This is a genomic window from Streptomyces pyxinicus (genome assembly GCF_024753135.1).
GTDB classification, from domain to species: Bacteria; Actinomycetota; Actinomycetes; order Streptomycetales; family Streptomycetaceae; genus Streptomyces; species Streptomyces pyxinicus.
On record NZ_JANUGP010000024.1, the window covers coordinates 62,313 to 84,283 of the forward strand.

The window sequence follows — 21,971 nt, forward strand, 5'->3', positions numbered from 1 at the left end:
GTTGCTCGCCCTTCCCACCATGCCCCGTAGTTCGGCGGCGGTCACGCGGGGAAGCATCCCCGGCATGAGGAACAGGGGCACACTCGCCGCCGTACTCGCCTCGACCGCCGCCCTCGCGGCCCTGACCGGCTGCACCGTGCGGCCCGCCGGCTCCGACGGTGCCGACGCCGCCGACGGCAAGCACCGCCTGCCGGTACACGTCCGCCTGCCGTCCACCCCCGGCCCCGAACCGTCCCGGACCCCGGGAACCGCCCCCACCCGGACGGCCACCACCCCGAGCCCGCCTGCCACGCCCGCCGTGCCCGCGCGGGTGCTCTGGTCGCGCGGCGACAGCGGACCGGCCGTCCGGGAACTCCAGGCGCGGCTGCGCCAGGTGGCCTGGCTGTACGACGGGCCGACCGGCGCGTACGACGACCTGACCGAGCAGGCCGTGCGCGGCTTCCAGGGCAAGCGCGGGCTGCCCCGGACCGGCGCGACCGACACCGCGACCTGGCAGCGGCTGGTGCGGATGACGCACCGGCCCGGCAGGTGGGAGCTGTACCTGATGGGCGGTCAGCCGGCCGGCGCGCCCGATCCGCGCTGTCTGACCGGGCGGGTGCTGTGCGTCGACAAGACGACACGGACGCTGCGCTGGATGGTCGACGGCCGGACCGTCACGACGACGGCGGTGCGGTTCGGCACGCAGTACACCCCGACCCGGGAGGGCGTCTTCCACGTCTACTGGAAGGCCCGGGACTGGGTGTCCACGCTCTACCACTCGCCGATGCCGTACGCGATGTTCTTCAGCGGCGGCCAGGCGGTGCACTACTCGTACGACTTCGCGGCGCGCGGTTACGCGGGCGGCTCGCACGGCTGTGTGAACGTCCGGGACGAGGCGGCGATCTCGGCGATCTTCGCGCAGGTGCGGGTGGGCGACACGGTGGTCGTCCACCGGTGAGGAGAGTTCGGGGCGCGGGCGGGACCGGGGGAACGTGTCCCGCCCGCGCCGGGTGCACGAGCCGTAGGTACGGGGGGAACCCCGGCTCAGTGCGACGGCCGATGACCAGTCGGCTCACTCAGTACTGCGCCGGGCGCCGTGAAAACGTCACACCTCGCCGACAGATTTTTCTACGGCTTTTTCCACGGCCGGAAACCCGCAGGTCAGAGGGCGGTGTACGGCGGCTTCGGCAACCGGGGCCGAGGGGGAAGCGGGGGCGCCGGTCGCCGCGATCCGGCCCGGGCGTCCGGGATCGCGGGGGGCGGGGTCGATGCCGCGGTGCCGGGCGGGTCTGCCGCCGTGCTGCCGGCCGTCGCGGTCGTCGCCGTGCCCGCCCCGGTGCTTGCCGGGATGCCTGCCGGGACGGCTGTCGTCGTCACCGCCCGGGCCGTCACCCCCCGGGCCGTCACCCCCCGGGCCGTCACCCCCCGGGCCGTCGCCCCCCTGGCCGCCCTTGCCCCTGCCGTCGCCGCGGCCCCTCCCGCCGCCCTTCGGATCGCCCTTGCCGCCGGCCTTCGCGTCGCCGCCACCGCCGCCCCGCGCGGGGTCGGAGAGGCCGCCCGGGGCGGCCAGGACGACCTTGCAGTACCTGGTCACCCGCGCCGAGCCGCCCGCCAGGTCCTCCAGCGCGCGCAGGCGGCCGGTCTCCAGGCCCTTGCCGTCCCGGATGTCCCGGCAGGCCGAGGCGATGCCCGGCCGGCCGCCGGCGGACGGCGCGGACGGGTCACCGGTGCCGATGGTGGCGCCGGCGGACGGACGCTCGTCCGGTACGAGGGCCTCGGCGGAGCCGCCGCCGGGGACGGCGGTGCCGGGCGTGCCCGGTGCGGTGCCCGGTACGCCCTGCGGGGAGGCCGAGCCGAGCGGCTCACCGGTGATCCCGGCGGTGACGGACGCCGTCGGGCCGGGGTGCGCGTCGTGGAACGGCGTGGGCAGCACCCCGCTGCCGGCGGCGACGGCGACCCCGCCGAGGGTGCCCGCGGCCACGGCCGCCGCCAGCACCAGGCGCGCGGGACGGGCCCAGCGCGGCCGGCGGGCGGAAATTCCGGTACGGCCCCGTGCGCCGATGCGGACCAGGCCCGCGTCGGCGCCGGGAGCGGGCGTGGCGGAGCCGGTGCCGTAGGCGCCCCTCGCGAAGGCGGCGCCGGCGCGTTCGGCCTCGGCCTCCTCACGGGCCTTGCGGAACGCGGCCAGGGCGCCCTCCTCACCAGGGAGTTCACCGGTGGCGGGAGCCGCCTGGGCGGACAGTGCGCCGAGCGCGCCGGAGAGGCGTTCTGCCTGGTCACGGGCAGGGGCGTCGACGGCTTCCAGCGACTCGCCGCGCAGCAGACGTTCCGCCGTGTCGCGGTTCAGCCATCTGTACTGCTCGTCGGCCATCACATGTCCTTCTGCGTCCGCGCGCGCGTATGCGTCACAGTCGCGGACGTCACCGCGCGGCCACGCGGTTCTCTCTGGGGTGGCAGCGCGTCGAGCACGCCGGCCGATTCCGGATCGTCGCCGAGCAGCTCCGCGAGCCGCTTCAGGCCCCGGTGCGCGGCGGTGCGGACGGCTCCCGCGCGTTTGCCGAGCGTCTCGGCGGCGGTCTTGGCGTCCAGGCCCACCACCACGCGCAGGACGACCGCCTCGGCCTGGTCCTGCGGGAGCCGCGCGATGAGAGAGAGGGTGCGGTCGGTGGTGACGGCCTCGATGGCCTCGCCGGCCGTGTCGGACTCGGCGGCCCGGCCGGTCAGTTCCGTCTCGTCGCCGCCTATCGCGGGGCGGCGGCCGCGCATGCGTATGTGGTCCAAGGCGCGGTTGCGGGCGATCCGGGCGGCCCAGCCGCGGAAGCGGTCGGCGTCGCCGCTGAACCGGTCGAGGTCGCGGGCTATCTGGAGCCAGGCCTCCGACGCCACGTCCTCGGCGTCCGGGTCCCCGACCAGCGTGCGCACGTAGCCGAGCAGCCGTGGATGCACCGCGCGGTACACCGAACGGAACGCGGTCTCGTCCCCGTCCTGTGCTGCGCGTACTGCGGCGGTCAGCTCCGCGTCGTCCCCCAGCACCGCACTCCCTTGAACGCCTGTCTCCGGTCGGCGCGAAAGGCACGTTACGGCGTGAAACCACGCGCCGTCCATGTCTGTAGAAGCTGCAACTAACTCGTGACCAGGTACGAGTGCGCGCAGGGTGAGATCCGGCGGCTCCGGGTGTGACAGAAACCGCACTCCCGACGCTGAAGGAGATACGGGTCGCACACGACCCGACCACGCGACGGCCGGGGCCTCTCCTGTGGGGGGTGGCGGCCTCGGTCGTCGCGCCACCCTGGGGCCTCCCTTCGCGGTCGCCGTGCAAGCGGTGCCTCGCCGGTACACGCGTACCCGCCTGACGGCTCTGCCGTCTCCCTGAGGACCGCCGCGGTCGGAGCCGCACGGCTCGGACGGCCCCGCACGCCCCGTCGTACTGCCCACGCTGTCCGGCCATCTGCCCACGCTGCTCGGCCATGTCGGCGTTTCGGCCATGTCCTGCCCGCAGCCGCTCCGAGCCGGACCAGGGATGTCGCGCGCGCGGGCTCCAAGACGCGGGAAACAGCGGGGTCCCCAGCACGGCCGGATGACGTGTGTTCGATATCGCAGCCACGTCGTTAGACCTCACGAATCTGCCGCAGCGACCGTCCCAGGGGGAACGATGACCTCGGCCATCACACAGGACCAGCCACCGCGACCACCCAAGGGGACCGCGCCGGACGACGAACCGCGGGAGGCCGCTGTTCGAGAGGAGGAATACCTCTACCGCGGCGAGTCGAGGCTCCAGGCCGGCTCCCTGCTGACCTCCCGCACCATGGCACGGCGCCTGCCCTCCCTCGTGCGGCGCTCGGTGCGGATGGCCTGGCGCGTGGACCGGGGCGCGACCATCGGCCTGCTGGTGTGCCAGATCGGGACCGGCGTCCTCGCGGCCCTCGGCCTCCTGGCCGTCACGGGCACGATCACCGCTTTGATCTCCTCGGGCGACATCACCGAGCGGCTGAGGGACGCCGCCCCGCAGCTGACCGTGATCGCCGCCGCCACCGGCCTGCGCGCCCTGCTGGGCATCGCCGTCGGCTGGCTGACCGGCCGTCTGCGGCCCGTGCTCGGCCGGGCGGCGGAGCTGACGATGATCGAGGCCGCCCTCGGCGCGGAACTGGCCGCCAACAACAAGCCCGGCTACAACGACGCCTACGACATCGCCGACCGAGGCGCCCAGGTCACCCCCGACCTCGTGGAGGAAGCGCAGGACGTCCTCGCGGCGACCGCCACGCTCGCGGCCGGCGCCACCGTCCTGACCGTCCTGCACCCCCTCCTCCTCCCCCTGCTCTTCCTCGCGTGCCTGCCGCAGGCCGCCGCCTACGTCCGTTCCGCGCGCGTGATCTACCTCGCCGGCCTGGAGACCTCCGGGCGGCGCCGGATGCTGGGCAAGCTGCGCTGGCACATGGCCTATCAGGAGTCCAGCGAGGAGATGCGCGCCTGCCTGGCCGGCCCCTTCCTCATCGGCCGGTACCGGCGGCTGGCAGCCTCGGTCAACGCGGCCGAACGGAAGGCCGCGAACACCGGTGCCTGGATGGGACTGGCCGGAGCAGTGGCCGGCGGGATCGCCTCCGCCGCCGTGTGGGCGGCGCTGCTGTGGCTGCTGGCCTCCGGGCGGATGAGCCTGGCGGCCGGCGGCGGCGCCGTCTTCGCCCTCCAGACCGCCACCGGCTCGGTGCGCGGCATCATCAACGGCGGGGCCCGCCTGGTGCGCACCGGCTGGTACGTGCAGGACTGGCAGAACTTCCTCGACAACGCCCACGGCCAGGCCATGACCGACTCCCGCGGCACCGCACCCGTGACCGTGGCCCCGGAGCGCTTCGAGGTCCGCGACGTCACCTACCGCTACGACGGAGCCCCGAAGAACAGCCTGAGCGGCGTCTCCCTGCAGGTGCGGCGCGGGGAGATCGTGGCGCTGGTCGGGGAGAACGGCTCGGGCAAGACGACCCTCTCGCGCCTGCTGTGCGGGCTGCTGCTGCCCACCGAGGGCGACGTCGCCTGGGACCACGCCTCCGCCGCGGACCTGGACCCGTGGGGGTCGTGGGAGCATGTCGCGCTGGTGCCGCAGAAGTTCACCTACCTGCCGCTGACGATGCGCGACAACATCACCTTCGGGCAGGGCGACACCAGTGACGCGGCCCTGCTCGCCGCATGCGAGGCGTCCGGCGCGGCGGAGATGCTTCCCGGGCTCCGCTCCGGCCTCGACACCCTCCTGACCAGCGAGTGGTTCGGGGGCCAGCAGCTCTCCGGCGGACAGTGGCAGCGCCTGGTCCTCACCCGCGCGTTCCACCGGCGGGCGGCGCTGCTGGTGATGGATGAACCCACGGCCGCCCTCGACGCCCGCGCGGAGCACCGGATCTTCGCCGGCCTGCGGGAACTCGCCAAGGACCGCGCCGTCCTGCTGATCACGCACCGGCTCACGAACGTGGCCGTCGCCGACCGGATCGTGGTCCTGGACGAAGGGCGGATCGTCCAGGAAGGCACCTACGCCCAGCTCACCCGGGAGCCCGGTCTGTTCCGGACCCTGTGGGAGCTGCAACGCCGGATGAGCGGCGACTCCCCCTGACCAGCCCCACGCCGGTCTCGGTCCATTCTGCGCACTCGCCCGTCTCCCGCCCGTCTCCCGCCCCGGAAGGCAGAGCTTCATGACCTCTCCCGCCTCCCCTTCGCGTCGCGTCACACCGCGTGCGGCTCTGGCGGCAGCGAGGTACGCCGCATCCCGGCATGCGGCGTGGCTCGGCGCCGCCGCGATCGTCACCGACGAGGTCGGCAGGGTCCTGCTGGTGCGCCCCGCCTACCGCGAGGACGACGCGTGGCTGCTGCCCGGAGGTGTCGTCGAAGCCGGTGAACACCCGCACGTCACCTGCCGCCGCGAGATCACCGAGGAGCTGGGCCTGGATCTGCCGCTGCCGACCGTGCTCGCCGTCCACTCCCTCTCCCCGCACCACCCCGGCCCACAGCCCGGCACGCCCTGCCCGGGGGAGGTCCGGTTCGTCTTCGACGGCGGAACCCTCACCCCCGACCAGGTGGAGGCGATCCGCCTGCCTCAGGAGGAGCTGTCCGCGTACGCCTTCCTGGAGAGCCGGGACGCGGTGCGGCGGCTGCGGCCGGTGGACGGGCAGATGATGCTCGCCGCCTACCGTGCCCGGCTCGGGAACACCGGGACCGCTCACCTCGCCGACGGCCGGCACATCCTCGACGTGCCGGCGCTGGACCGCCATGACGTCCATGTCCGCTGCCGGCCCTCCTGGGACAGCCCTCTCCACCGCGGCCCCGTCCCCGGAAGGCTCCCGGTGCGGCAAGCCTGGGCGTGGTGCTTCGTTCCCGACGGCCGGGTCGTCCTGGTGGCCGACCCCCGCCCCCGGGGTGCGTTGCCGATGCTGCCCGGCGGCACCGTGGAGAGCACCGACGCGACACCCGAGGACACCCTCCACCGCGAAGCCGCCGAGGAAGCCCAGCTCGCCCTGGCCGACCCGGTGCGACTGGGCTGGGTGCTGGACGAGACCGGCGAGGTCCCCGGCGGCGTGGGGCCCAACGCCCGGCTCCGCCTGGCCGCCCGGGTCACCGGAACGGGTCCCGCGGCCGTTGACCCCGCCACCGGCCGCGCCTTCGCACGCCTGCTCGCCACCCCCGCCCAGGCAGCCGCGCTGCTGGGCTGGGGCCCGCCCGGCGCGCGGCAAGCCCGGCTCGCGGCGGAGACGGCGTGCGAGCGGTGGGGCCTACCGCCGGCTCGCGCCGCCGCCATCGAGGAGATCCCCGCGGAGGGGATGCGGCTGAGCTGACCCGAACGATCGCCCCGCCTCGACTCGTCCCGCTCCACGTCCCCGGGAGGTAGCCCCATGCCGTTGTCGCACGACCACATCCGCACCACCGTCGAGACCTATCTCGCTCGCCACCCTCACGAGCGCGAGCGGCTCGGCAGCCTCCTGGACGCCCTCGGCCGTCCCGCCGACATCGCCGGCCGTGCCACCTTCACCGGACACGTCACCTGCGGCGCGATCGTCGTCGACCCGCTCGGCCGCGTCCTGCACGTGCTGCACCTGGCGAGCGGGAAGGTCCTCGCCCCCGGCGGACACACCGAGCCCGCCGACGAGTCCCTGGCAGCGGCGGCGCTGCGGGAACTGCACGAGGAGACCGGGATCCCGCCCCGGGCCGTCACGCCGTGGCCCGGCTACGAGGCCGTGCCGTTCGACATCGACATCCACGACGTCGACGCCCGCCCGGACAAGGGCGAACCCGGACACCGGCACTTCGACCTACGGTTCCTCTTCCGCCTGCGCACCGCGGCCGAGGTGCCGGTGGTGCCGCGGGAAGAAGAGGTCGGCGGCATCGAGTGGCGGCCCGTGGACAGGGTGACCTCCCCCTCCCTGCGGGAGAAGCTGCTCAAGCTCACGCCGGAGACCGAGCCGCGAACCGCCAACGCCTCCGCCCTGATCCACAACGACCGCGGCGAGTACCTGCTCCACCTGCGCGACTACTTCCCCGGCCGGATCCGGGAGCCGGGCATGTGGTCCCTGCTGGGCGGCGGCCGAGAGCCCCAGGACGCCACCCTGGAACACACCGTGCGACGCGAACTCGCCGAGGAAGCCGGCCTCCACGTCGCCGACCTGGCACCGTTCGGCACCGAGTACGCCGCCGACGACACCGGCGGGACCGTGCCCATCGCCATCTACGCGGGCCGTTGGAACGGCGATCCCCGCGAACTCCACCTGACGGAGGGGGTGATGCTGGCCTGGTTCGCCCCCGGCGACCTCCACCGCCTGCGCATCGCCGACACCACCAGCGACCTCGTACGGCGCCACGCCGCCGGGCACCCGGCCGGCACCGTCCCGTGGAGCGGGCCCTCATCGCACGAGGAGCGCCGCCCAGCCTCCCCGCACGGAACGGTCCTCAACGTCATCGGCGTCCACCTCTACCTGCAACGGCCCGACGGGACAGTGCTGCTCGGGCTGCGCCACCCCGACTCCACGTTCGCACCGTCCACCTGGCACGTCCTGGCCGGCCACTGCGAGCAGGAGAGCGCCATCGCCTGCCTGATCAGGGAGGCCCGAGAGGAAGCCGGCCTGCGGATCGAGCGCCGGGACGTCGAACTCGTCCACGTCGTCCACCACATCGACCGCGCCGGGGACCGGCCCCGCATGGGCCTGTTCTTCCGCGCCCGGACCTGGAGCGGCGAGCCGGAACTGCGCGAGCCGGACAAGTGCACCCGGTGGACGTTCTGGGACCCGGCCGCGCTCCCCGACGACCTCGTCCCCGACACCCGGGTGGCCATCGAGGGCATCCGCTCCGGCCGCCTCTACTCCGAAACGGGCTGGGCATGAGCTGACGGACGCCGCCCGCGACTGCGACAGCGCGCCTCGACCACAGGAGCCGGCCCGAGCCCGCCATCCTGGTCGTCACCACCGCCATCCACCAGGACCGGCCGCTGAAGACCTCGGTGCGGAGCCCGGCCCTCACACTCCCGCCTCCCCCACCCCCCGTGCCCGGCGTGAGACCACCGCGCGGAGTATCCGGCGGCCCTCGACCGAGATGTCCAGGGCCGGGCGCAGGCCCTGGGGGCCGTGGTCGGCGAGGAGTTCGAGGACGGTGGTCTGGCGGCGCAGCTCGGCCGCGACCAGTGGGGGCAGGTCCGTCGTCGCGGTCCCCGCGCGGGCGGCGTCGAGGGCGTCCTCGCCCGCCGGGTCGCCGGCCGGGTCGAGGAGCAGGTGGACGCGCAGCGAGGCGCGGGAGCAGGCGTCGGACCAGGACCGTACGGCGTCGGCGGTGCGCTCCACCGGGGCCGCGTCCAGCATGCCCCGGGCCAGGCGGGCGGTCCCGGTGTCGGGGGTGTCGAGGGCGACGCGGGCCTTGGCCAGGCCCTCCGTCCAGGCGGAGCCGTCGGCGAGGGCGGTCCACAGGGGGCGCAGGAGGTCGTCGTCACCGCCCAGCAGCGGCAGGCACCGATCCAAACAAGCCAATCCACCGGCGGCCAGTCCGCGTTCGTCGGCCTGTGCGATCAGTTCCACCAGGCTCATGACAGCCTCCCTCGCCAGGGCACCGACCGGTACGGGGCCCGCACTCCCCTACTGCGCCCGGGAGCCCGGGAGTGTCACTGGAAGAAGGTTTCAGCCACGTTCCGGGAGCTGTCCGGGAGCGGTTCCGGTCCGGCGAGCGCCCGCGCGTGCTGCATCCGCGTGATCCGCAGCACGACCAGCACGGCCAGCAGGGCCGCCACCGCGTCGAGGACGTCGGAGACGAGGATCTGCCGGGCCGCGTCCCGGATCTCGGCCGGCGTGTCGGCCCTGCCGTAGGCGCCGTCCGCCACCCGGTAGACGAGCAGCGAGACGATCCACCCGAACCACCAGCAGTTGACCAGCGCGTGTCCGGGGCGCTTGGCCCACTCGGCGCTGGAGTCCCAGATGTCCAGGACGATCCGGCGCGGGAACCACAGGTTCACCACCGGGCAGAACCAGGCGCCGATCGTCCAGCCGCGCACCTTGCTCTGCCCGCCCGGGTTGAACACCTCGGCGTTGATCCGCACGCGCCACAGCCAGCACAGGTACCCGACCATCGCGGCGAGCAGGGCGCCGGTCTGCGCGAGGCCGGCGGCGCGGTAGAGGGTGTCGGCGCGGTCGGCCCGGTCCAGCGTGCCGGGGCTCAGGATCCCGTCGGCGAGGTCACCGGCGATGTCCAGCTCCGCCAGGTCGGCCCAGACGGCGAACAGGTCGGTGGCGATGACCAGGGCGAGCAGCGCGACCGCGACCCGGCCGAGGGCGACCGGAGGCCGCAGCACGGGGCCGGGCGGCATCACGAACGGCGGCGCGGGCGTGGGCACGGGTGTGGGCGTGGTCATGGTGCGTTCCCCCGGGGGTGGCGACGGTGCGGCGTGCGCCGGCCTTCCCCGGGCCGGACACACGAGCACCGGAACTTACGGCCCGCGAGGCCCGTACGTCCACTCGGTTCCGGGTCCCGCCCCTCAGCCCAGCCGGTTCGCGAGCTGCTGGAACTCCGCCCAGGTCAGCGCGGGCCTGCCCGGGTCCCAGAGCTTCTGGACGGTGGCCCGCAGCGGCATCCGGATGCCGGCGGCGACCTGGTCCTGCGTCTGCGCGTTCGGGAAGTCGCCCCACACCGCGAAGGTGCCGCCGAGGATCTGCCCGTCGTAGCGCGCCGGTACGGCGGTCGTGCCGCGCACCACCCGCGGGGTCCACTGCTCGTAGATCCGCTGTCCGGTCGGGTAGACGAAGGTCTGCGGCTGGCCGAGGACGTAGTACAGGAACTCGTCGTTGTAGTTGATGAGCTTGCGGCCGGCGCTCAGGTACTCGTCGGGCTGCCGGGCGCCGATCTCCTTGCCGGTCCAGTAGGCGACGCGCAGGTCCTTGTCGGGCCGCACGGAGGTGCCGCGGAAGAAGCCGTCGTTCCAGGCCCGGGGGATCTTGCCGTGGGCGCGGACGGTGGCGGCGCGGTCGTTGAGCCAGCCGGTGGTCAGGTCGGCGACGGTGCCGCCGGAGCCGTAGGCCTTGCGGGCGGCGGTGGCGAGCTGCGGGTAGGAGGCCTGCGGGTCCTTGACGGTGAGCGCCTGGTACTCGTCGCCGCCGAGGTTCCACTGGTCGCCGGGGAAGAGGCCGGCGTACTCGTTCAGCAGGTCGTCGACGATCTTCGCCGAGGCGGGCTTGGAGATGTCGATCGCGCCCCGGGTGGCGGTCCCGCTCGCGTTGCGCAGCTGGAGGTCGGGGTGGGCGGCGATGACGGCGCCCAGGTGGCCGGGCGAGTCGATCTCGGGGACGACCGTGATGTGCCGGCTGTTCGCGAGGGCGATGATCCGCTTGACCTGCGCCGTGCTGAGGTGGTCCTTGGAGACGATCTCGGGGTGGCTGGTGGACTCGATCCGGAAGGCCTGGTCGTCGGAGAAGTGCAGCCCCAGCTCGTTGTACTTCAGGTCCCCCAGCTCGCGTATCCGGTCCTCGATCCAGGTCTCGGAGTACGGCTTGCGCGCGATGTCCACCATGAACCCGCGCACCGGCTTGGCGGGCTCGTCCTTCACGACGCCCTCGGGAGCGGTGCCGCCGCCGTGGACCTCCTGCTTCAGGGTGCGCGTGCCGTAGAAGACCCCGGCCTGGGCCGGCCCGCTGATGTCGACCCGGCCGTCCTTGACGGTCATGGTGTACGACTCCTGGTTGCCGCCCCCGCCGAGCGAGAGCCGCACGTCGCCGGCCTTGCTGTCGTCCTTCTGCCCGGCGTAGGAGAGGCCCAGCTCGCCGGCTATGAGGCGGCCCTCGTCGGCCAGCCCGGGGTCGCCGACCACGACCCGGCCGCCCTTCTGCGGCTGCCAGCCCGGCCCGCGCGCCGCGGTGTGCGAGCGCACCGCGGGTATCGTGCGCGGCGCCTGGGAGAGCGGGTAGGACCGGGTCGGCGAGGGCGTGGGCGACCCACTGGGGTCCTTCCCCGGCACCCGGTCGGAGGACTGCCGCGCACCCCCGTCCTCGCTCGCGCCGCCGCCGCCCGAGGAGGCCCACACGCCCACCCCGGTACCGAGCGCGACGGTCCCGAGAATCGCGGCGGCGACCACCGCGCGCTTCCGTATCACCTGCTCCGCCGGATGCCGGCGCCTGTGCTGGGTCACCCTGCCAACGTACGACTGCCGGGCCCGTCACCCGTCATCGAGACGTACCGAAACTCTCCCGTCCGGGTGAATTTCAGGCATCGCTCGGACACAGAGTGACCACTCTCGATAACCTGAGCGCACATCCTTCACAGCTTTCCCCTGCCACATCACCCGTGACGCGAGGACCCACGCTGTCCGCCCACCCTGCCCCGTATCTGCCCAGGCCCCTCGACGCGTTCAACGCGGCGCCCGCCGACGAGGCACGCGGCCTGCTGCTGCGCTGTCTGCGCAGCGATCGCTGGGCCCACCGGATCGCGGACCACCGCCCCTATCCCGACCTGGACGCCCTGCTGGCCGCGACGGACGAGGCGGCCTACGACCTCGCGCCCGCGGACCTCGCTCAGGCGCTGGCCGGGGAGCCCCTGCCCGAACTGCCGGCGGACGCCTACGCGGCGGCCCACACGGCCCTGAGCGCGGCCCTGGCCGCCTACGAGGCCCGCTTCGGGCACGTGTTCGTCGTCGACCTGGGCGGCGTGCCCCCGGCCGAGGCCCTCGACCGGGTCCTGGAGGCCATCAGGTCACGATGGGCGAACGATCCAGAGGAGGAGCGCGCCATCACCGCGGAGGAGCTGCGGCGGCTGGCCCGCGGCCGGATCACGGGGTTTCTGCGGGGCGAGGCCGGTAACCCATCCGGTGCCAGTTTGATCACACAGGTAGGCCCCCCGTAAGGCTCGCCGCGACGCCTCGCTACGATGCTGGGGGCCGGTGGACCGTACCCGGCCGGGCCCGACCGACACCGAAGCCGGCGCGGCCCTAGTCCCCGCTCCCGGAGGGTTCTTCCGTGCCGGCTGGAACGCTGTACCGCGGCCGGGAAGGAATGTGGTCCTGGGTGGCTCACCGAGTCACCGGCGTCCTCATCTTCTTCTTCCTGTTCGTACATGTGCTGGACACCGCTCTCGTGCGTGTCTCCCCCGAGGCCTACGACAAGGTCGTGGCCACGTACAAGACGCCGATCGTCGCGCTGCTGGAGTACGGCCTCGTGGCCGCCATCCTCTTCCACGCGCTCAACGGCCTGCGCGTCATCGCCGTCGACTTCTGGTCGAAGGGCCCGCGCTACCAGAAGCAGATGTTCTGGACCGTGATGGGCATCTGGATCGTGCTGATGATCGGGTCGCTCTACTCCGTCCTCGGTCACGCCGCTCGTGTTGTGTTCGGGAGCTGAGGCACATGTCCACGACTGAAACCCCCGCGTCCGGAGTCGGCCCCGTCGAGGGTGCCCCCGTCTACTCCGCCGACAACCCGGCCCCGCTGATCGAGGCCCCGCGCAAGCGCACCAAGAAGTCCCCGAAGTCGACCCGGGGCAACTTCGAGCTGGCCGCCTGGCTGTTCATGCGCCTGTCCGGCATCGTGCTGGTCGTCCTGGTCATCGGCCACCTGCTGATCCAGCTGGTGCTGGACGGCGGCGTCTCCAAGATCGGCTTCGCCTTCGTGGCCGGCCGCTGGGCGTCCCCGTTCTGGCAGGTCTGGGACCTGCTGATGCTGTGGCTCGCGATGCTGCACGGCGCCAACGGCCTGCGCACGGTCATCAACGACTACGCGGAGCGGGCGAACACCCGGCTGTGGCTCAAGGGCCTGCTCTACACCGCCACGGTGTTCACCATCCTGCTCGGCACGCTGGTGATCTTCACCTTCGACCCGAACATCCGCTAGGCACGGGGCTGCGAGAATCATGAAGATCCACAAGTACGACACCGTCATCGTCGGCGCCGGTGGCGCGGGCATGCGCGCGGCCATCGAGTCCACGAAGCGCAGCCGCACCGCCGTGCTGACCAAGCTCTACCCGACCCGCTCCCACACGGGCGCCGCGCAGGGCGGCATGGCCGCCGCGCTGGCCAACGTGGAGGAGGACAACTGGGAGTGGCACACCTTCGACACGGTCAAGGGCGGTGACTACCTGGTCGACCAGGACGCCGCCGAGATCCTGGCGAAGGAGGCCATCGACGCCGTCCTCGACCTGGAGAAGATGGGCCTGCCGTTCAACCGGACCCCGGACGGCACCATCGACCAGCGCCGGTTCGGCGGGCACTCCCGCAACCACGGCGAGGCCCCGGTCCGCCGGTCCTGCTACGCCGCGGACCGCACCGGCCACATGATCCTCCAGACGCTGTACCAGAACTGCGTGAAGGAGGGCGTGGAGTTCTTCAACGAGTTCTACGTCCTGGACCAGCTCATCACCGAGGTCGACGGCGTCAAGAAGTCGGCCGGCGTGGTGGCGTACGAGCTGGCCACCGGCGAGATCCACGTCTTCCAGGCGAAGGCCGTGATCTATGCCTCCGGCGGCACCGGCAAGTTCTTCAAGGTGACCTCCAACGCGCACACCCTCACCGGTGACGGCCAGGCCGCCGTCTACCGCCGGGGCCTGCCGCTGGAGGACATGGAGTTCTTCCAGTTCCACCCGACCGGCATCTGGCGCATGGGCATCCTGCTCACCGAGGGTGCCCGCGGTGAGGGCGGCATCCTGCGCAACAAGGACGGCGAGCGCTTCATGGAGAAGTACGCGCCCGTCATGAAGGACCTCGCCTCCCGTGACGTCGTCTCCCGCTCCATCTACACGGAGATCCGCGAGGGCCGCGGCTGCGGTCCCGAGGGCGACCACGTCTACCTGGACCTGACCCACCTGCCGCCGGAGCAGCTGGACGCGAAGCTCCCGGACATCACCGAGTTCGCGCGCACCTACCTCGGTATCGAGCCGTACACGGACCCGATCCCGATCCAGCCGACCGCGCACTACGCGATGGGCGGCATCCCGACCAACGTCGAGGGTGAGGTCCTGTCGGACAACACCACCGTCGTGCCGGGTCTGTACGCGGCCGGCGAGGTCGCCTGCGTGTCGGTGCACGGCGCCAACCGCCTGGGCACCAACTCGCTGCTGGACATCAACGTGTTCGGCCGCCGGGCCGGCATCGCCGCCGCCGAGTACTCCCACAAGGCCGACTTCGTCGAGCTGCCGGAGAACCCGGAGTCCCTGGTCGTCGAGCAGATCGAGCACCTGCGCGCCTCCACCGGCACCGAGCGGGTGGCCGTCCTGCGCCGCGAGCTGCAGGAGACCATGGACGCCAACGTCATGGTGTTCCGCACCGAGCAGACGATCAAGACCGCCGTCGAGAAGATCGGCGAGCTGCGCGAGCGCTACCGGAACGTGGCGATCCAGGACAAGGGCAAGCGGTTCAACACGGACCTGCTGGAGGCGATCGAGCTGGGCAACCTGCTCGACCTGGCCGAGGTCATGGCCGTCTCGGCGCTGGCCCGCAAGGAGTCCCGCGGCGGTCACTACCGCGAGGACTACCCGAACCGCGACGACGTCAACTTCATGCGTCACACGATGGCGTACCGCGAGGTCGGTGCCGACGGCGCCGAGACCATCCGTCTCGACTACAAGCCGGTCGTCCAGACCCGCTACCAGCCGATGGAGCGTAAGTACTGATGGCTACCCCTGTTCTGGACAAGGCGGACGAGGCCGGCCGGCCCGAGCCCGGCTTCGCCGACTCCCCCTACATCACGGTCACCTTCCGGATCCGCCGGTTCAACCCGGAGGTCTCGGCGGAGGCCGTCTGGGAAGACTTCCAGCTGGAGATCGACCCGAAGGAGCGTGTCCTCGACGGCCTCCACAAGATCAAGTGGGACGTCGACGGCACCCTCACCTTCCGCCGCTCGTGCGCGCACGGCATCTGCGGCTCGGACGCGATGCGGATCAACGGCAAGAACCGTCTCGCCTGCAAGACCCTGATCAAGGACATCAACCCCGAGAAGCCGATCACGGTCGAGCCCATCAAGGGCCTCACGGTCCTGAAGGACCTGGTCGTGGACATGGAGCCGTTCTTCCAGGCGTACCGGGACGTCATGCCGTTCCTGGTCACCAACGACACGAACGAGCCCACCCGGGAGCGTCTGCAGTCCGCCGAGGACCGCGAGCGCTTCGACGACACCACCAAGTGCATCCTGTGCGCCGCGTGCACGTCGTCCTGCCCGGTGTTCTGGAACGACGGCCAGTACTTCGGCCCGGCCGCGATCGTCAACGCGCACCGCTTCATCTTCGACTCGCGTGACGAGGCCGGTGAGCAGCGCCTGGAGATCCTCAACGACCGGGACGGCGTCTGGCGTTGCCGTACGACCTTCAACTGCACGGACGCCTGCCCGCGCGGTATCGAGGTCACCAAGGCGATCCAGGAAGTCAAGCGCGCCCTGATCACGCGCCGCTTCTGACCTCCGGGTCGCATGCCGAAGGGCCCCGCTTCCGGGACGGGAGGCGGGGCCCTTCGGCGTGTGCGGGCGGTGTCAGCCGCGCAGGACGTTGCCGTGCTTGTCCGTGCGGTCGTTGCTCGTCAGGAAGAGGATGCCGTCGATCAGGGCCCAGACGCCGAGGCCGCCGCAGGTGAGGAGCTGGGCGATGGCGACACCCGTGGAGCCGACGTAGAAGCGCCCGGCGCCGAAGCTGCCGAGGAAGATCTGCAGGATGCCCGCGACGATCTTCGACTTGTCGGAGTAGGGGCGGCCCTGCGGGTCGACGCCGTACGGGGACTGGGGAGTGGGGACGGACATGCTGGTACTCCTGGGATGCGGTGGGTGATACGCGCAGGGGAACGCCCTGCGCGGCACCCGGCCGCACGCTCCCCCGTCTCCTGAGCATAGAGAAGGTAAAGAAGGGAAAGAGCCAACGTCGGCCTATTGTTCGCCATTCGTGATCAGTACCGGCCAACGTCGCGCGCATGCGGGCCGGTTACCCGACCAGGTTGCGTACGACCGTCCAGCCGACGGCCGTCGCCAGGACGGCGAGCTGCCCGCGACGGCCCAGCGCCGGGCGCCAGGTGCGCCCGTGCAGCCCCTCCCAGGTCCAGCGCCCCCACAGGGCCAGCGCGAGGGGCGCGGCGAGCAGCAGGGCGCGGTTGTCCAGCCAGGCCTGCGCGAGGTGGCCGTGCATCAGGTCGTACACCAGGCGCGTGCCGCCGCAGGCCGGGCAGAGCAGGCCGGTGACGAGGTGGAAGGGGCACCGCGGCAGGAACTGCCCCGGCTGGTGCGGATCGGTGCCGTACAGCCGGGCCAGCCCCGCCGCGCCCGCGACGAGCACCGCGGCCGGCGCGGTCGCGGGATGCCGCAGCAGGGGCCGGCCCGGCACGTCAGCCACGCAGGATCCGCCCCTGGGCGTCCGTCTGGCTGTCGCTGACCAGCAGCATGATGCCGTCCACGAGCGCCCAGATGCCGAAGCCGCCGCAGGTGAACAGCTGGGCCAGGCCGATGCCGACGCTGCCCATGTAGAACCGGCCCACGCCGAGGGTGCCGAGGGTCAGCTGGAGGACACCCGCGACGATCTTCGACTTGTCGGAGTAGGGCCGCCCGTAGGGGTCGTAGCCGTAGGGGGCCCGGGGGTCGCCGGTGTAGGTGCCGGGCGGGGGCGGATAGCCGCCCGGGTAGCCGCTCTGGGCGTAACCACCCTGGGCATAACCGCCCTGCCCGTAACCACCCTGCCCGTAACCGCCCTGGGCGTAGCCGCCGCCCTGGGGGTGCCCCGTCGGCGGCTGGCCGGGCGGCGGGGGGTAGCCGTATCCGGGCGGGGGCTGCTGCGGGGGCTGTTCGGTCACGGGTGTTCTCCGATGGCCTGACGGGACGGATTCCTCCGACCGTCGCACGACCGGATCTTCGGCTGACCGGATCTTCGGTTGTACGACGGCGGATGCACATCTTGCAGGAGAGGGACCGCCGTCGGGAAACCGGTTCCGGCGCAACCGGGCGCACGACACCCGCAATGTCCGTTTCGAGGTGATACGACACTTAACCTGATGGCATGTCAGATGACCAGTCGTACGAACTGCTCGGATTCGACAACGTACTGCTTCCCGTCGGGGACCTCGACGAGGCCCTCGCGTTCTACGAGCGGGCCGGGTTCACCGTGGGGTTCCGCTTCGACGAGGGCGGCATCGCGCTGCTCAAGGTCGGCGCGGAGACGCCGGGCATCCTGCTGCGCGCCGAGGAGACGCTGGGCCACCGGACCCCGCCCTGGCCCTCGCCGCGGGTGTGGCTGGAGGTGCCGGACGCGCGGGTGGCGGCACGGGAGCTGGCGGCGGCCGGCGTCCAGCCACTGGACGAGGCGTTCTCGGTGGCCACCGGCTGGACGGTGGAGATCGCGGACCCCTGGGGCAACGTGCTCGGCTTCACGGACTACACCAAGCGTCCGGCGCTGGGCCGCAGAAGCTGAACGGAGTCCTCCCGCATCGAACTTGAACGCGTTCAAAACCAGGTCTACAGTGGCCACTGTCAGCGTTTTGAACGCGTTCAAGAAGGGGTGGGGCATGGACCGCACCGTCATCGCCTACGTCATCTACCTGGTCGTCAGCATCGCGCTGACCGTCTGGGTGGCCCGCACGCTCAGCCGCAACGGCCGGATATTCCTCGCGGACGTCCTGCACGGCGACGAGAGGCTCGCGGACGCCGTCAACCACCTGCTCGTGGTCGGCTTCTACCTGGTCAACCTCGGCTTCGTGGCGCTGTACCTGAGCGGGGACGACACCATCGAGGACACCCGCGGCATCTTCGAGGCGCTGTCGACCAAGCTGGGCGTGGTGCTGCTGGTGCTCGGCGTGCTGCACCTGGGCAACGTGTACGTGCTCAGCCGGATCCGCCGGCGCGGGGTCATGGAGCGCGAGCAGCGTCCCCCGGTCGCCCCGCAGGAGTGGGTCGCCCCGACGGCGGGCGCGTGACGGCGATGGCCGCCGCGACCACCGCGCACGGCCGGGACGCGTCCGGCGTCCCGGTCCGCGGGCTCACCGTCCTGTACGACGCCGAGCGCGCCCTGGGCGTCCATCTGCGCGGCTGGCTGGTACGGCAGTCGCAGCTGGTGCCGCTGGACCTGCTGCCGGCGGGCTCGGCCGAGGCCCGGGCCCGCTTCCCCGGGCTCGGTCACGGGGCGGCCCGCGACGAGGTCACCGTCGTCGGCGACGCCGGGCAGGTCTACCGGGGCGCGTCCGCCTGGATCGTCGTCCTGTGGGCGCTGCGCGAGCACCGCCCACGGGCCCACAGGCTCGCCACCCCGGCCGGCGCCCGGCTGGCCCGGGGCGCGGTGCTGGCGGCGGCGAAGTGGCGGGGCACGCTGTGGCAGAACGACGGCGGGTCCTGGGGCGGGCAGACGTACCGGCGGGCCGACGGCTGGGAGTACCACCGGGACACCGGCTGGGTCCATCGGCCGCCGTCCGGTGCCCGCAGAGCCCGCGCCACTCGTTAGGCTCTCCTGTCGTGCCCGCGAACAACGACGGCCCCGAGGCGGCCGGTCCCCCGAGCAAGTCCGAGCAGACCCGCGCGCTGATCCTGGAGACCGCGATGCGGCTGTTCCAGGAACGCGGGTACGACAAGACGACCATGCGGGCCATCGCCAAGGAGGCGGGGGTCTCCGTCGGCAACGCCTACTACTACTTCGCGGGCAAGGAACACCTGATCCAGGGCTTCTACGACCGGATCGCCGCCGAGCACCAGGCTGCGGTCCGCCAGGTGCTGGACACGGAGACCGACCTGGAGGCGCGGCTCGCCGGGGTGCTCACCGTCTGGCTGGACATCGCGCGGCCGTACCACGAGTTCGCCGTGCAGTTCTTCAAGAACGCCGCCGACCCCGACAGCCCGCTCAGCCCCTTCTCACCGGAGAGCGAGCGGGCCCGGGAGGCGGCGATCAGCGTCCACCGCGAGGTGCTGGCCGGCTCGAAGTCCAAGGTCGCGCCCGAACTCCGGGAGGTGCTGCCCGAGCTGATGTGGCTCTCCCAGATGGGCCTCGTCCTGTACTGGGTCTTCGACCGCACCGAGGGCCGCGAACGCAGCTACCGCCTGGCCCGTCGCGGCGCCCGCCTCACCGCCCGCGGCGTCTCCCTGGCCCGCTTCCGCGTCCTGCGGCCCCTGGTCCTGGAGATCCACGAGCTGTTCACGGACTTCCTGCCGGGGATGACGAGGGCGCTGCCGGATCCGGGGCGGAAGTGATCACTTTCGGGTGAACGTGGGGGAAGCGGGCGTCCGGCGGCCGGCCTGCCTACGATGATGCTCTCGACACCAGCCCCTAGGAGGCACGCGATGTCCGCTGCATCCGTCGAGCAGCCCTTCGACGCCGACGAGCCGTTCTCCCTCACGGCCATCGCCGACGAGATCATGGAGCGCCATCCGGGCTACCGCGTCGAGATCATCGGAGGCCACCTCCTCGTGACCCCTTCACCGGACGCCCCGCACGCCCGCGCTCTGACCAAACTCATGCGCCCCTTCATCGGCGCCGGTCTGGACGATGGCGAGACGGAGGTCCTCCAGAGCGTCGCGATCAAGCTCCCGACCGGGGCCGAGGACTACTGCATCCCCGACCTGGTGATCGTGGACGCCGACATCGACGACCACTTCATCGAGAACAACGCCTACGACCCGGTCTGCTTCCGTCTGGTCCTGGAGGTCACCTCCGGCAACTGGCGGGACGACCTGAAGACGAAGGTCGGCGCGTATGCCGAGGCCAAGGTGCCGGTCTACGTGATCGTCGACCGCAAGCACCAGCGTCTCCACCTCCTCACCGAGCCCGACGGGAGCACGTACACGAACCACCGCGTCCACGCCCCCGGCGAGACCGTCGTCCTTCCCGATTCTCTCGGCGCCGAAGTCACCCTCGACGTAGAGCAGATCATCAAGGCCGGGCAGAAGTCGGGCGGTTGATCAGATCCAGTTCAGGCGCCAGAGGCGGAAGACGCCCGTACCGTCCGAGAGGTACTGGCCGCCGCCGACGTCCTCCGTGCTGACCACGTACTCCTTGCGCTGCCAGAGCGGGATCAGCGGGACGTCCTCGGCGACCTGGGACTGGATGTCGCGGAAGTCGCCCGCCACGCGGCTGCGGTCGGCGTACTGCTGGCTGTCCAGGATGAGATGGTCGACGCGCTTGTCGCTGTAGCCGGTGCTCATCGTGGAGCCGGTGCCGACCAGCGGGGAGCCGAAGGTGTCCGGGTCCGGGTAGTCGGCCACCCAGCCGACCGCCCAGGCGTCCATCTTCCCGGCGGCCCAGCGCTTCTGGAAGTCGGTCCACTCGTACCCCTTGACGTCGGCCTTGAACAGGCCGCTCGCCTCCAGCTGCTTCTTCAGCTCCGCGGCCTCCTCCGCGCCGGCGCCCCGCCCGATGCCGTACCCGAAGGTGAACCGCACCGGCAGGCTCACGCCGGCCTGGGTGAGCAGTTCGCGTGCCTTCTTGGCGCTCTGCTCCGGGTAGTCGTCGAAGAAGGAGGTGGTGTGGCCGGTGATGCCGGTCGGGATCAGCGAGTACAGCGGGTCGACCGTGCCCTCGTAGACCGTCGCGGCCAGCTTCTCCCGGTTGACCAGCCAGGCGATCGCCCGGCGCACCCGTACGTCGTGCAGCGGGGAGGCGGCGCGGGTGTTGAAGTACAGGTTGCGGGTCTCGGCGCTGTCGGATTCGGTGACGCGCTGCTCGGGGTCGCTCGGGTTGAGCTGTGAGAGGACGCCCGGCGGCAGGGTGCGGGTGGCCACGTCGACCTGCCGGCCCTTCCACGCGCGGTCGAGCTTCTGGGAGTCGGTGTAGTAGCGGAGCCGGACCGGGCGGCCGGTGCCGCTCAGGTAGCCCTCGTAGTGCGTGTTCGGGGAGAGGTCCGCCGACTGGTCCTTGGTGTAGCCGCTCAGCGTGTAGGGGCCCGTGCCGTCCACCTCGGAGCCCTTGCGCAGCGCGCCCGCCGGGTACTTCTCCTCGTCCACGATCGAACCGGCGCCCGTGGCGACCTTCAGCGGGAAGGTGGCGTCCGGGGACGACAGGTGGAAGGTCACCGTCTTCGCGTCGTCGGCGCTGACCGAGCCGAGCGTGGTGAACAGGGACGCGGGGCCGACGTCGGAGTTGATCTTCTTGACCCGGTCGAAGGAGAACTTCACGTCCCGCGCCGTCAGTTCGCGCCCGCTCGGGAAGGTGATCCCGTCGCGCAGCGTGCACCGGTACGTCCTGAGTCCGCCGCCCACGAAGCCGCAGCTCCTGGCCGCGTCCGGGACCGGCTCCACGCCGCCCGGCTCGAAGGTGAGCAGCGACTGGAAGACGTTGCTGAACAACGCCCAGGAACCGGCGTCGTAGGCGCCGGCCGGGTCGAGGTCCGTGACGGCGTCCGTGGTGCCGACGGTGATCGTCTTGTTCTTGTCCTCCTGCGACGGCAGCAGTTGCCAGCCGCCGATTCCCACGATCGCGAGTACGAGCAGCGTCACGAGAATCCGCATGCGAACAGATCGCACGGTGGTGCCCTCCCCAGGCCCCGCGAGGCCCTACCCCTGGCCCAGCACGATTGCGCCACTCCCCTAAGTGGCGCGGCTCACCTAATCACACCTGTTTCAGCGC

At 72.1% G+C, this 21,971-nt stretch carries 23 protein-coding genes; 14 read left to right on the plus strand and 9 right to left on the minus strand.

Translation table 11 applies throughout. The features are described 5' to 3' along the window. Nucleotides 1-64 precede the first annotated feature (64 nt). The gene (locus tag NX794_RS26370; protein ID WP_258781488.1) at nt 65-937 is read left to right on the plus strand and encodes a L,D-transpeptidase family protein; all 873 of its coding nucleotides are present in this window, start codon (nt 65-67) and stop codon (nt 935-937) included. Nucleotides 938-1,084: 147 nt separating this feature from the next. Here NX794_RS26370 and NX794_RS26375 read toward each other — a convergent pair whose 3' ends face one another. Then, entirely contained in the window at nt 1,085-2,350 is a 1,266-nt protein-coding gene (locus NX794_RS26375) for a hypothetical protein (protein ID WP_258781588.1), read from the minus strand. Further along, complete coding sequence (locus tag NX794_RS26380; RefSeq protein WP_258781490.1) at nt 2,350-3,012, minus strand: RNA polymerase sigma factor; 663 nt, start codon at nt 3,010-3,012, stop codon at nt 2,350-2,352. Before NX794_RS26380 ends, NX794_RS26375 begins: the two co-directional genes overlap by 1 nt. A 619-nt stretch (nt 3,013-3,631) precedes the next feature. Between NX794_RS26380 and NX794_RS26385 the strand changes: the two genes are divergently transcribed. The 3 genes from NX794_RS26385 (at nt 3,632) to NX794_RS26395 (ending at nt 8,327) form a co-directional block, all read left to right on the plus strand. Continuing rightward, nucleotides 3,632-5,572: an ATP-binding cassette domain-containing protein gene (locus NX794_RS26385; RefSeq protein WP_258781491.1), complete on the plus strand. Its 1,941-nt coding sequence runs from the start codon at nt 3,632-3,634 to the stop codon at nt 5,570-5,572. A gap of 79 nt (nt 5,573-5,651) precedes the next feature. Further along, nucleotides 5,652-6,788 (plus strand): NUDIX hydrolase, encoded by a 1,137-nt coding sequence (locus tag NX794_RS26390; RefSeq protein ID WP_258781492.1) that lies wholly within the window; start codon nt 5,652-5,654, stop codon nt 6,786-6,788. 57 nt (nt 6,789-6,845) lie between these two features. Continuing rightward, nucleotides 6,846-8,327: an NUDIX domain-containing protein gene (locus NX794_RS26395; protein WP_258781493.1), complete on the plus strand. Its 1,482-nt coding sequence runs from the start codon at nt 6,846-6,848 to the stop codon at nt 8,325-8,327. Nucleotides 8,328-8,459: 132 nt separating this feature from the next. Here NX794_RS26395 and NX794_RS26400 read toward each other — a convergent pair whose 3' ends face one another. From NX794_RS26400 to NX794_RS26410, 3 genes are all read right to left on the minus strand, one after another. Continuing rightward, nucleotides 8,460-9,020 carry a hypothetical protein gene (locus NX794_RS26400; RefSeq protein WP_258781494.1) on the minus strand — a complete coding sequence of 187 codons (561 nt, stop codon included), beginning with the start codon at nt 9,018-9,020 and terminating at the stop codon, nt 8,460-8,462. Nucleotides 9,021-9,094: 74 nt separating this feature from the next. Then, entirely contained in the window at nt 9,095-9,838 is a 744-nt protein-coding gene (locus NX794_RS26405) for a DUF4328 domain-containing protein (protein WP_258781496.1), read from the minus strand. A 123-nt stretch (nt 9,839-9,961) separates the two neighbouring features. Then, entirely contained in the window at nt 9,962-11,605 is a 1,644-nt protein-coding gene (locus NX794_RS26410; RefSeq protein ID WP_258781498.1) for a beta-N-acetylhexosaminidase, read from the minus strand. Nucleotides 11,606-11,760: 155 nt separating this feature from the next. On the opposite strand from NX794_RS26410, the gene NX794_RS26415 reads away from it, so the two are divergent. From NX794_RS26415 to NX794_RS26435, 5 genes are all read left to right on the plus strand, one after another. Then, a complete protein-coding gene (locus NX794_RS26415) occupies nt 11,761-12,315 on the plus strand; it encodes a 2-oxo-4-hydroxy-4-carboxy-5-ureidoimidazoline decarboxylase (RefSeq protein ID WP_258781499.1) in 555 nt (184 codons plus the stop codon). A gap of 113 nt (nt 12,316-12,428) precedes the next feature. Continuing rightward, complete coding sequence (gene sdhC, locus NX794_RS26420) at nt 12,429-12,809, plus strand: succinate dehydrogenase, cytochrome b556 subunit (RefSeq protein WP_258781500.1); 381 nt, start codon at nt 12,429-12,431, stop codon at nt 12,807-12,809. Between the two features lie 5 nt (nt 12,810-12,814). Beyond that, nucleotides 12,815-13,297 (plus strand): succinate dehydrogenase hydrophobic membrane anchor subunit, encoded by a 483-nt coding sequence (locus tag NX794_RS26425; RefSeq protein ID WP_258781501.1) that lies wholly within the window; start codon nt 12,815-12,817, stop codon nt 13,295-13,297. A 19-nt stretch (nt 13,298-13,316) separates the two neighbouring features. Next, nucleotides 13,317-15,071 carry a succinate dehydrogenase flavoprotein subunit gene (sdhA, locus tag NX794_RS26430; RefSeq protein WP_258781502.1) on the plus strand — a complete coding sequence of 585 codons (1,755 nt, stop codon included), beginning with the start codon at nt 13,317-13,319 and terminating at the stop codon, nt 15,069-15,071. Next, complete coding sequence (locus NX794_RS26435) at nt 15,071-15,850, plus strand: succinate dehydrogenase iron-sulfur subunit (RefSeq protein ID WP_258781503.1); 780 nt, start codon at nt 15,071-15,073, stop codon at nt 15,848-15,850. Before sdhA ends, NX794_RS26435 begins: the two co-directional genes overlap by 1 nt. A 72-nt stretch (nt 15,851-15,922) precedes the next feature. On the opposite strand, the gene NX794_RS26440 is transcribed toward NX794_RS26435, so the two are convergent. From NX794_RS26440 to NX794_RS26450, 3 genes are all read right to left on the minus strand, one after another. Further along, on the minus strand, nt 15,923-16,186 hold the full coding sequence (locus NX794_RS26440; protein ID WP_258781504.1) for a TM2 domain-containing protein: 264 nt from the start codon (nt 16,184-16,186) through the stop codon (nt 15,923-15,925). A 178-nt stretch (nt 16,187-16,364) separates the two neighbouring features. Beyond that, nucleotides 16,365-16,769, minus strand: coding sequence for a DUF2752 domain-containing protein (locus NX794_RS26445; RefSeq protein ID WP_258781505.1), 405 nt, complete (start codon nt 16,767-16,769; stop codon nt 16,365-16,367). Next, nucleotides 16,762-17,223, minus strand: coding sequence for a TM2 domain-containing protein (locus NX794_RS26450; RefSeq protein WP_258781506.1), 462 nt, complete (start codon nt 17,221-17,223; stop codon nt 16,762-16,764). Before NX794_RS26450 ends, NX794_RS26445 begins: the two co-directional genes overlap by 8 nt. A gap of 203 nt (nt 17,224-17,426) precedes the next feature. Here NX794_RS26450 and NX794_RS26455 point away from each other — a divergent pair, with 203 nt between their 5' ends. The 5 genes from NX794_RS26455 (at nt 17,427) to NX794_RS26475 (ending at nt 20,308) form a co-directional block, all read left to right on the plus strand. Further along, nucleotides 17,427-17,837: a VOC family protein gene (locus NX794_RS26455; RefSeq protein ID WP_258781507.1), complete on the plus strand. Its 411-nt coding sequence runs from the start codon at nt 17,427-17,429 to the stop codon at nt 17,835-17,837. A 94-nt stretch (nt 17,838-17,931) separates the two neighbouring features. Then, nucleotides 17,932-18,339: a hypothetical protein gene (locus NX794_RS26460; protein ID WP_258781509.1), complete on the plus strand. Its 408-nt coding sequence runs from the start codon at nt 17,932-17,934 to the stop codon at nt 18,337-18,339. Nucleotides 18,340-18,344: 5 nt separating this feature from the next. Then, nucleotides 18,345-18,860, plus strand: a complete 516-nt coding sequence (locus tag NX794_RS26465; RefSeq protein ID WP_258781583.1) for a DUF393 domain-containing protein — start codon at nt 18,345-18,347, stop codon at nt 18,858-18,860. Nucleotides 18,861-18,871: 11 nt separating this feature from the next. Then, the gene (locus tag NX794_RS26470; RefSeq protein WP_258781510.1) at nt 18,872-19,600 is read left to right on the plus strand and encodes a TetR/AcrR family transcriptional regulator; all 729 of its coding nucleotides are present in this window, start codon (nt 18,872-18,874) and stop codon (nt 19,598-19,600) included. Nucleotides 19,601-19,690: 90 nt separating this feature from the next. Further along, nucleotides 19,691-20,308 (plus strand): Uma2 family endonuclease, encoded by a 618-nt coding sequence (locus NX794_RS26475; RefSeq protein WP_258781512.1) that lies wholly within the window; start codon nt 19,691-19,693, stop codon nt 20,306-20,308. Here NX794_RS26475 and NX794_RS26480 read toward each other — a convergent pair whose 3' ends face one another. Then, nucleotides 20,309-21,853: an ABC transporter substrate-binding protein gene (locus NX794_RS26480; protein WP_258781513.1), complete on the minus strand. Its 1,545-nt coding sequence runs from the start codon at nt 21,851-21,853 to the stop codon at nt 20,309-20,311. Nucleotides 21,854-21,971 lie beyond the last annotated feature (118 nt).

Coding starts and splice junctions, on each gene's coding strand:
- NX794_RS26395 (WP_258781493.1), top strand. CDS start 6,846: ATGCCGTTGTCGCACGACCACATCCGCACCACCGTCGAGACCTATCTC.
- NX794_RS26385 (WP_258781491.1), top strand. CDS start 3,632: ATGACCTCGGCCATCACACAGGACCAGCCACCGCGACCACCCAAGGGG.
- NX794_RS26375 (WP_258781588.1), bottom strand. CDS start 2,350: ATGGCCGACGAGCAGTACAGATGGCTGAACCGCGACACGGCGGAACGT.
- NX794_RS26435 (WP_258781503.1), top strand. CDS start 15,071: ATGGCTACCCCTGTTCTGGACAAGGCGGACGAGGCCGGCCGGCCCGAG.
- NX794_RS26405 (WP_258781496.1), bottom strand. CDS start 9,838: ATGACCACGCCCACACCCGTGCCCACGCCCGCGCCGCCGTTCGTGATG.
- NX794_RS26390 (WP_258781492.1), top strand. CDS start 5,652: ATGACCTCTCCCGCCTCCCCTTCGCGTCGCGTCACACCGCGTGCGGCT.
- NX794_RS26460 (WP_258781509.1), top strand. CDS start 17,932: ATGGACCGCACCGTCATCGCCTACGTCATCTACCTGGTCGTCAGCATC.
- NX794_RS26455 (WP_258781507.1), top strand. CDS start 17,427: ATGTCAGATGACCAGTCGTACGAACTGCTCGGATTCGACAACGTACTG.
- NX794_RS26480 (WP_258781513.1), bottom strand. CDS start 21,853: ATGCGGATTCTCGTGACGCTGCTCGTACTCGCGATCGTGGGAATCGGC.
- NX794_RS26400 (WP_258781494.1), bottom strand. CDS start 9,020: ATGAGCCTGGTGGAACTGATCGCACAGGCCGACGAACGCGGACTGGCC.
- NX794_RS26440 (WP_258781504.1), bottom strand. CDS start 16,186: ATGTCCGTCCCCACTCCCCAGTCCCCGTACGGCGTCGACCCGCAGGGC.
- NX794_RS26425 (WP_258781501.1), top strand. CDS start 12,815: ATGTCCACGACTGAAACCCCCGCGTCCGGAGTCGGCCCCGTCGAGGGT.
- sdhA (WP_258781502.1), top strand. CDS start 13,317: ATGAAGATCCACAAGTACGACACCGTCATCGTCGGCGCCGGTGGCGCG.
- NX794_RS26465 (WP_258781583.1), top strand. CDS start 18,345: ATGGCCGCCGCGACCACCGCGCACGGCCGGGACGCGTCCGGCGTCCCG.
- NX794_RS26370 (WP_258781488.1), top strand. CDS start 65: ATGAGGAACAGGGGCACACTCGCCGCCGTACTCGCCTCGACCGCCGCC.
- NX794_RS26475 (WP_258781512.1), top strand. CDS start 19,691: ATGTCCGCTGCATCCGTCGAGCAGCCCTTCGACGCCGACGAGCCGTTC.